The organism is Flavobacteriales bacterium (assembly GCA_013001705.1).
Taxonomy (GTDB): Bacteria; Bacteroidota; Bacteroidia; order Flavobacteriales_D; family JABDKJ01; genus JABDLZ01.
The window spans coordinates 1-9,770 of record JABDLZ010000221.1 but is presented as its reverse complement, the minus strand read 5'-3'; the positions used below and the strand labels follow the sequence as shown (position 1 = coordinate 9,770).

Annotated in this window: 7 protein-coding genes; 3 read left to right on the top strand and 4 right to left on the bottom strand. The window is 49.8% G+C overall.

Going from position 1 to position 9,770, the window contains the following annotated elements; genetic code table 11:
- Positions 1-2,562 (top strand): UvrD-helicase domain-containing protein (locus HKN79_09020; protein NNC83707.1); only part of this gene is annotated, 2,562 nt, incomplete at its 5' end.
- The gene (locus HKN79_09015; GenBank protein ID NNC83706.1) at positions 2,559-3,014 is read left to right on the top strand and encodes a GNAT family N-acetyltransferase; all 456 of its coding nucleotides are present in this window, start codon (positions 2,559-2,561) and stop codon (positions 3,012-3,014) included. The genes HKN79_09020 and HKN79_09015, both read left to right, overlap by 4 nt.
- Here HKN79_09015 and HKN79_09010 read toward each other — a convergent pair.
- A complete protein-coding gene (locus tag HKN79_09010) occupies positions 3,000-5,618 on the bottom strand; it encodes a PKD domain-containing protein (GenBank protein NNC83705.1) in 2,619 nt (872 codons plus the stop codon). The genes HKN79_09015 and HKN79_09010 overlap by 15 nt on opposite strands.
- Positions 5,619-5,699: 81 nt before the next feature.
- Between HKN79_09010 and HKN79_09005 the strand changes: the two genes are divergently transcribed.
- Positions 5,700-6,269 carry a DNA-3-methyladenine glycosylase I gene (locus tag HKN79_09005; protein ID NNC83704.1) on the top strand — a complete coding sequence of 190 codons (570 nt, stop codon included), beginning with the start codon at positions 5,700-5,702 and terminating at the stop codon, positions 6,267-6,269.
- Here HKN79_09005 and HKN79_09000 read toward each other — a convergent pair.
- The 3 genes from HKN79_09000 to HKN79_08990 all read right to left on the bottom strand — a co-directional run.
- A complete protein-coding gene (locus tag HKN79_09000; protein ID NNC83703.1) occupies positions 6,266-6,526 on the bottom strand; it encodes a hypothetical protein in 261 nt (86 codons plus the stop codon). The genes HKN79_09005 and HKN79_09000 overlap by 4 nt on opposite strands.
- A gap of 69 nt (positions 6,527-6,595) precedes the next feature.
- Positions 6,596-8,776 carry a glutamine synthetase type III gene (locus HKN79_08995; protein ID NNC83702.1) on the bottom strand — a complete coding sequence of 727 codons (2,181 nt, stop codon included), beginning with the start codon at positions 8,774-8,776 and terminating at the stop codon, positions 6,596-6,598.
- A 137-nt stretch (positions 8,777-8,913) separates the two neighbouring features.
- Positions 8,914-9,770: calcium/sodium antiporter (locus HKN79_08990; GenBank protein NNC83701.1), on the bottom strand; the 857-nt coding region annotated here is incomplete at its 5' end.

The following is a 9,770-nucleotide window of genomic DNA, read 5'->3' as shown; positions in this document are numbered from 1 at the left end:
TTGGAAGGAAAGAGCTGGAACCCCCGCAGGCAGATACAGAGTTCGCTGAGTACGCTCATGAAAGAAGAGAGTATTCCGTACAGGAATGCACTTCTTGACTCAGGGCAGGAAGGGCTGGAGAAAGGCTTGGGAAATCTACTTTCAAAACGAAGCAAACTCCTGAGCAGGATAAGGGATATCCAGAGTTCCACCCGAGAATTCCTTACGCCATGGAACATCGAATTACATGAGTTCCAAGGCGGATCGCGAGGCTTTGGGACCTTTTTGACCAAGGATTATGCATTAAGTGACCCTCCGAAGGAAAGCCATATCGATCAAGTAGCCCATGGTGAACTATGGAGTGCCAAAGGCAAGAAGAATGATCGTCAATCGCTCAGCGACACGATTCGCCCCACTATCCTGGATGCGATCACTACCATTCGTGATCTTGTGATCGATTTGAGGGACATCGACCTCATCACACAGAATCGGATGAGCCTTATCCTAGCCCTGCGCCTAGAAGAATTGATGCGCACTCTCGAGCAGGACCAAGGGATGAGCATCCTCGCAGACAACAATGCAAAGGTCTCTCAACTCATCGGGTCCAATCCAAGCCCATTCATTTACGAACGGGTGGGCGAACGATTCCATCATTTCCTCATCGATGAATTCCAAGATACTTCCGTACTCCAATGGAGGAATCTCCTTCCCCTTCTGGAGGACTCTCTCAGTACCGGTCAGAAGAACTTCTTGGTAGGTGATGCCAAGCAGAGCATCTACCGCTGGCGTGGAGGTGAAGTGGACCAACTGGTAGAACTCCCGTCCATTCCCGGTCAAGAAGACAGGCGAACCAAGGAGTTGGAAGCTGTGCTCGAGCGGAATTTCGATGAATTCCAATCCCTACAGACCAACTTTCGATCGGCACGGGCGATCATCGCTTTCAACAATTCTCTATTCCCGCTACTCGCACAGGGATTGAATGATAAATACCAATCGGCCTATGCTGATGTGAAACAACAGACTCATCGCCCACATGAAGGCTATGTCCGGGCCAAAGTCTGGGAAGACAAGACCAAATTGGAAAACATACTTCCACAGATCCTCGATCAGATCGATTCCTGCGAGGAATTGAATTATCGCGGCTCGGATATCTGCCTATTGACTCGCACCCGCGCTGAAGCACGACTCCTTGCAGATTTCCTTCAGGAGCATGGTAGAAGCGTAGCCTCTCCTGATGCCCTCCTTCTAAAGTCACATGCTGATGTGCTCCTGATCGTCAGCCTTATAGAGTATCTCAGTGGTCAATCGGTCAATGGGCCGGCACTTTATATCATTCAACGGGTGTTGGAGACCCGTGACAGAGTTGATGAACTGGCCCACTGGCATCAACGCTTTGCCCAGAATACAGACTCTGATATCTTGAAAGAACTATTCTCCTCCATCGGTATGGTCTGGTCAGGTAAGGCATCGGTCGATCTGGGACCCTATGGTGCTGCTGTACAATGGATCGATCAGCTCGGAATGGACCGAACCGACCCCTATCTCTTCGAACTGCTGAATCTACTGGCCGGATTCGGCTCGCACGATGAGAATACCTTCAGTGGATTCATGGATTTCTGGGAAGAGAAATCCGGTAGTCTCTCCATCAAATCCGGGGTGAATCCGGCCAGCATCCAGATCATGACCATACACGCTTCCAAGGGCCTACAATTCCCAGTGGTGATAGTACCCATGATCAATTGGAACAACTCTAAAAAAGGAAAGGCTACCGAGTGGGTGGAGACTCAGAACGAATCATTGAACGTATCGTTGCTCAACATCACAAAGCGCCTTGAAGGCACCCCCTATGAAGCCATCCTCACCGAGGAAAAGGAACGTACCGATCTCGATAATCTCAATCTGCTCTATGTGGCACTGACCCGTGCGGAAGATCAGATGTACATCAACGTTTGCGATCCAGGTAGAGATGGACTGGGCAGACAACTGGCCAGCTATCTGCGCTCCAAGGCTGAAGCTGAAATCCTGGAGCTAGGTAGGGCTGAAGAGAAACAGGATCGACCCCAGGAAGAAGGGCAGCCTTCCGACCTATCCACCTATGAGCGCAGGAACAAGGATGAACTGCTGGATGTGGTACTCTCTTCGGACATAAAAAAGGACACCGCTCGATTGATCGGTGACCTGGTTCACCTGGCCTTGGAGAAACGCTCGAGTGGAATGAGTATTGATGATCTCTTTGCTCATCTGAGAATGGATATCTCCCTTTCTTCAGAAGAAATTGCCGAAGTGGAGCGTGCGGTACAGCGCGCACTGGAATTGGAGTTGGAGCTGAAACTACCCCAAGACCTTCAGGTCAGAAGTGAAGTTGCCATTCTGGATGATGATGGCAAGGCCTATCGACTGGACCGAGTCTATACCAACAAGGAACAGAATAAAGCCTGGATCATCGACTATAAGACAGGTAGTCCGAGTCAGAAAGACTTGAGCCAGTTGAGTAGATATAAAAATCTTTTGACCCGAATGGGTTATGAGGAGATCGAAGCCTATCTGCTCTATACAGAGAGCCGCGAGATCATTGCCGCATGAAGAAGGAACGCATACTTGGATTCGATGAAATGAGCCTGCAGGAGTTCCATGACATGGTGCAATTGAGGATCCAGGTATTCGTCATCGAACAGGACTGTCCGTATCAAGAATTGGATGGATGGGACCCACATTCCTGGCACCTTTTATATCATGGAGATGAAGGCCTTCTTGCCACCTTACGCATCCTTCCGCCCGATACCACATTCAGCCAATGGTCGATTGGACGAGTGGTAGTCGCGGAGTCCGCTCGAGGTACTGGTCTTGGTCATCATATTATGGAGATGGCCATCGAATTCATCGAGAAACAAGGTGGAGACGTTCCGATCAAAATATCTGCACAGACCTATCTGGAGGCCTTTTACAATCATCACGGATTCATACGTTCAGGAGAAGAATATCTGGAGGATGACATTCCGCATATCCCCATGCTCAGGGCGTCATCTAAGAAGTAGAAAGGTCCCTTCGTAGAGTTCTCGGGTGTTGTAGCTGTCCCGTACCCACACCTTGTAGGCATGCATGCCTACATGTGCGTATTCCGGCACCCATGGTACGCCAACTTCATCGGTCTCGAAAAGCACCTTCCCCCATCGATCGAAAATGACCATGCGGTATTCTTCGATCTCGCCCGCGACTATGGGTAGGAAGAAATCATTGAGTCCATCCTGATTGAGAGTGATCGCATTGGGAGCATAGAAGGCATGTCCGTTGACCCTGAAGGGAGCCTCCAAGCGATCCTCGCAGCCGTATTCGTTGGTCACTACCTGCGTGATGGTATATTCTCCTCCCGTCAAGAATTCTTGTGTGAAATCACAGTCGAATACCGGAGGATTGCCTTCTACTAGATAAACACATTCCTCGGCTCCTAGAGCTGTAGAAGTCACCTGCACAGAGGGCGAGTTGATATCGGAGAAAGGCGGATCCAGAATGAAGTCGGCCGTTGGACTGGGAGAAACGATGATGGCATTCTCTACGGTGAGGGTCTCTTGCCCCAGACAACCGAAGGTCGATTCTACAGTCAATGTCACTGTATAGTTGCCCGGTTGGTTATAGGTATGTCCTACACTCCCCGGAAAATCTGCTCCGGTCTCATCACCGAAGTTCCATGAATAGTTATTGTCAGCACCACCGGTGGTCTGGTCGAAGAAATAGGCCTCATAGGGTGCGCAACCTGCCGATTCTGTAACGAAATCCACATCCAATACATCGACCACATAGACGTATTCACCATCGGCTGCTTGACAGGAACCTTCCGTGACAGTAAGCATCACCTGATAGGTCCCCTCTTCATCGAAGGTGACGGTGCCCGGATTCTCTGCCGTGGATTCGGCTATTCCTGAATCATCGAAGGACCAGACGAAAGTGGCGTTATCTGTATAGTTACCTATGGCCTCGAAGGTGAATGCATTTCCCGGCAGGCACTGAGGTTCGATAGGCAGTAGGTCGATCTCAAGATCGGGATTCACCTCCACCTCCATGCTCGTTTCATCCGGACAGGCCACATCAGAGCCGGCCGTCAAGGTGACGGTGAATAGCCCTGATTGGCTGAAGTTATGGGTAGGATTGGCCGCGCTTGAAGTCACTGGATTGCCAGGATCTCCAAAGTCCCACGATAGGTAGTCGCTGAATTGGCTCAGACTCTCGAATTCAATGGTCAAGCCCTGGCATGCATCAAATACCGTTGCGATGGTGGCTACCGGGGGATCAGGTACGGTGAATGGTAGTGTATACTCTCCTGCACATCCATTGCTATTGAACACCGATACATCGATATAGGTAAGACCGGGCGATGAGAATTGGATGGCCTCCAGATTTTGATCGAAGAACTCCGGTCCATCCGGACTGTCGATGTTCCAAACATAGGCCACCACATCGGTGAGTTCTCCTGCCACAGAGATATCGTATGCATTGTCTGGACAGACCAATTCCGGTTCCATAATGAGTGGTGAAGGATTAGGAGCTACTTCATAGACCACTGTGCTGGTATCTGCACACGGGTCTCCAGGTTGGCTGATCAGCATCACCGTATACTCCCCTACTCCATTGAATGTATGCGTAGGTTGGAATTCCGTACTGGAAAAACCATCCCCGAAATTCCAGAGGAAATCATCTGCATTGGCACTGAGATTCTCGAATTCTATTTCTATTCCTTCACAGTAAATTCCAAAACTCAGATCAGAGAAAGAGGCTAGTATAGCCGAAGGACAAGCGACAACATTGAACTGGAAATCCCTACGGACCTCGCTGAGGAGCTGGCCGTCCCTATATTCCTTGACACATACTCCCATCACATATTGCCCGAGCTCATCTGGTGTGCCCTCCATCAGTCCAGTCTGTGGATCTATGGTGAATTCGGGGTCAGAGGAGATCTGATAATCCACCCCGAAGCCTCCAGCCCAAGCGACTGTACTCCACGGAGGTGAAGAAGGACTGGCCGGTTGGGGTACATCCTGAGAAGCGCCATTGTAGGGTGTACAGAATTCATAAACAAGTGAATCGCCATCTGCATCAGTAGCTCCATGATCGAATGAAAAAGGCAGATCACTGCATAGGCCTATGGGTGGCAGATCATTGAACACCGGACTGCTATTTCCCTCCGCCAAGGATGCAGGTGGAATGAATGCCGCATAGGTCGCTCCGAACTCATCCGGGTTGACCAGATTCTGAATGGTGCTGTTGCGACAGCATCGCTGATAGGCGATGTAGTATCCGGTCGCATTGGGAGGTAGATTGATGGTCTGTATGTAAACCCCTTTTTCCACGCAGGCGGAAGCATTGATATCGGTACATGAGAAATCCACCGTTGTCTCAACCGGGGTGATGAAAGGAGAGTCGAAACTGAAGACTTCTTCCAACTGGCCAACTCCATTGAAAACCCCGATAGAAGCAGGATTATCGAATGGAGCCCCTGCGCTGAGGCAATCCCGATAGACGATCAAGGTCACTTCATAGGTATCGTTGCCGAGATACTGATACGTGATCTCACCTCCAACGATGTGGAAGGACTTCAGATCGAATGAGAATACGACCAGCAGGGATATGAGCAGCCATCTGCACATCTTCTCAGGTAAATATACGCTCTAGCTTACGGGAAGTTGTGGTTTCTTTTGTCATACATTGTAATTCAGAATCAGAGTATTATGCCCCGATGTCCGTGGTGTGGCGATGACCCGATCTATGTAGCTTATCATGATCAAGAATGGGGTGTACCCCTTCGCGATGATCGTGCCTTGTTCGAAAAACTCATCCTAGATGGCTTTCAAGCCGGACTGAGTTGGATCACCGTATTACGCAAACGAGACAATTTCATCAGTGCATTCGATGGATTCGAACCTCAGATCATTTCTAACTACGATGAGGCCAAGATCCAGTCATTGATGCAGGATGCAGGTATAATCAGGAATCAGGCCAAGATCAGAGCAACGGTGAACAATGCTCAGGCCTATTTGAGAATACAGGAAGAAGGCTCGTTCTCAGAATATCTCTGGGCTTTTGTAGGCGGCAGACCCATCATCAATAAACTGAAAGATGAGTCAGACTATCGGTCCACCAGCCCGGAGAGTGATGCGATGAGCAAGGGCCTGAAATCAAAAGGGTTCAAATTCGTAGGGTCCACTATCTGCTATGCATTCATGCAGGCGGTGGGTATGGTCAATGATCATCTGATGGATTGCCCCAGATGGGACGAACTCAGAAAAGAGTACTCCTAGTGATCGGATTCACCGATAAGTGACCCAAAGGTAGACCCCGTGATGCTTTGCAATTCTCCCTTTTCAACAGCAACAAGGAGGTCTTGGATATACACCGCAGTGCTATAGTCCCCATTCTCCACATCGGTCCGTATCCACCTGCTCTGGTCTGGAGAGCGATCGGGTCCGAGCCGCTTCCATTCTGAAAAGGCCATAGGGCCATCGATGCGATAGATGACCGAGTGGTCGATATGGGAAATGTATATCGGATACTCCATGCTACAAAAATGAGAATCCCATGCCTGTTCTGACATGGGATTCCTTTATGTATATGACCTTGAAGTGGATTATCGGGTGAAGAGCAGTTCCCTCTGCTTAGGCAGTGGCCATATCTCATCATCCACGATCTGTTCGAGTTTATCGGAATGCGTCCTGATCTCATCCATCTTAGGCTTGACCTTGTCGCAATAATGAATGGCCTTCTTGCGGCTATCGGTCATTTTATTGGCCTTCTTGCGTTCCTGTCTCATTTGCTCTGCCAAAGCAGCCATCTGATCCACATGCTCTCCTATGCGTTTGATCATATCCTTCTGAGCGGTGCACTTCATAGTGGATCCCATGACCTCTTGCACTGACATCACATTGTCCACCAGATCGCTCTGGTAGTTGATTGCTGCCGGCAAGATGTGATTCAGTGCGATATCTGCACATACTCTGGATTCGATCTGGAGCTTCATCGTGTAGTTCTCCAGTGAGATCTCATGTCTTGCAAGGAGTTCGTCCTTGGTGAAGATCCCCATCTCGGTGAAGATCTTCTCCGCGTCCTTGGAGATCATCAGATCCAGAGCGCGAGGTGTGTCCTTGACATTGGAGAGTCCGCGTTTCTTCGCCTCTTTTACCCACTCATCGCTATAGCCATTCCCTTCAAAGCGGATACTCTTGGAAGCCACAATACACTTTCTCAAGGTACGTAGGATGGCCTCGTCCTTTTTAGTCCCCTTCTTGATCAATGCGTCTACTTCCTTACGGAACTCGGACAATTGCTTGGCCATGATGGTATTGAGAACGGCCATAGGTACGGCACAATTGGCCGTACTTCCCACTGCTCTGAATTCGAACTTGTTTCCCGTGAAGGCAAATGGAGAGGTCCTGTTCCTATCGGTATTATCCAAGAGGATCACCGGTATCTTACCGATATTCAGTTTGAGTGAGGTCTTGTCCTCTGGAGTCATCTTACCGGCTTTGATACTCTTCTCGAGATCATCCAGCATCTGGCTCAACTGCGACCCGATGAATACCGAGATGATGGCCGGTGGGGCTTCATTGGCTCCCAAGCGGTGATCGTTACCTGCACTGGCAATGGATGCACGTAGCATGTCCGCATGATCATGGATGGCCTTGATCGTATTGACGAAGAAGGTCAAGAACTGCATGTTGCTCTTCGGATTGTGACCGGGTTGCAAGAGGTTGACTCCAGTATCTGTCGCTAGTGACCAGTTATTGTGCTTTCCGCTACCATTGAGTCCGGCAAAAGGCTTCTCATGCAAGAGCACCCTGAAGTCATGTTGACGAGCGACCTTCTCCATCAGGTCCATCAATAGAAGGTTGTGATCATTAGCGAGGTTGCACTCCTCGAACATGGGAGCACACTCGAATTGATTGGGTGCGACCTCATTGTGACGCGTAGTGACCGGAATACCGAGCTCCAGTGACTGCGCCTCGAAATCCCGCATGAATGCCGCTGCCCGCTCTGGGATGGTCCCAAAATAGTGGTCATCCAACTGCTGGCCTTTAGCCGGTTGGTGACCGAACAGGGTCCTTCCGCACATCATCAGGTCAGGACGGGCATTGTACAATGCCTTATCTACGAGGAAATACTCCTGCTCCCAGCCGAGAGTAGCTTCTACTCGGTCTACGTTCTTATCGAAATACTGGCAGACTGCCTTGGCCTCTTGCTCCACTGCATGCAATGCTTTGAGAAGCGGCATCTTATTATCCAAGGATTCTCCGGTATAGCTGAGGAAGATGGTCGGTATGACCAAGGTCTTGGCGTGTATGAACGCTGGTGATGCTGGATCCCATGCCGTGTATCCTCTGGCCTCGAAGGTATTTCTCAATCCACCGCTGGGGAAGCTGGAGGCATCGGGTTCTTGCTGAGAGAGCATGGATCCTTTGAAGGACTCGATACTCCGTCCTCCCTCTATCGGAGTGAAGAAGGCATCGTGCTTCTCGGCCGTAGAACCGGTCAATGGTTGGAACCAGTGCGTGTAGTGGGTCGCACCGTGGCTCATGGCCCACTCTTTCAGAGCTGATGCTACATGGTCAGCAATCTCCCGCTCCACTCTGTGTCCGTTGAGGACCGCCTTTTTGACCGCCTTGTACACATTGTTAGAAAGGTATTTCCGCATGGTCTCTTCATTGAAGACCTTGCTGCTGAAATAGTCAGAGATCTTAGAACTAGGAGGTATGCTATGCTTGGGCTGACGATGGAGAACATCTTCCCATGCTTTGAATCTTAGAACTGCCATTGATCGAGTATTTGCCTGTTATTTTTCAATTTCGCGCAAACATACCTCAACTTTTTGAGGGGTCAGTGGTGATTTTTTCACTTTTTGGAACAGATACCCACAATTTTTTAGGGGTAGGAGCGAAATAAAATGACTTTCTAGCTGATGACAACTAGGATGTAGGTCAGATAGATGCCTAAGAGCAATGCTCCCTTCCATCGATGTATACGGAATCGATGCACGGCTAGCGGCAGGATGAGTAGTGTCACACCCAGCACCCAGAAGATATCCGAGGCGAGCACTACATCATTGATAGGTATGGGCTTCACCATGGATGTGATACCTAGGATAGAGAGAATATTGAAGATGTTGCTTCCGATGAGGTTCCCTACAGATATGTCCAACTCTTTCTTGATAGCAGCCACCATACTGGTCGCCAGCTCGGGTACCGATGTGCCGAATGCCACTACGGTCACCCCGATGACATGCTCGCTCACTCCGAATCCCCTAGCAAGGTCAGAAGCTCCTGAGACTAATAGATCGGCTCCGAAAACGAGCCCTATACAACCCAGTACCACTTTGAGCAGTTCTATCCAAAGACCTCCCCTTTTACCTACATCATCGACTACATCAGAATCACTGATAAAGGGATTGCGTTTGGACTGGACAAGCAGATAGATGATGTATGCGACCAAGGATAGGAAGAGGACCATCCCATCAAAAAAGCTGAGGACCCCGTCCATCATCATCCACCAGAATACCAGCGTGGCCACCATCATGACCGGCCAGTCGATGCGAATCGTGTTCCGTGCTACGGGTATGGGAAGTATCAAAGCCGTCACTCCAAGGACCAAGGCCAGATTGGCAATATTGGACCCTATCACATTTCCTATGGCTATATCTGGACTGCCGCTGAGGGCCGCTTGGATGGAGACCAGCAGTTCTGGAGCTGACGTACCTATAGAAACGATGGTCAATCCGATGACCATAGGAGCGATCTTGAAGTGTGTAGCCA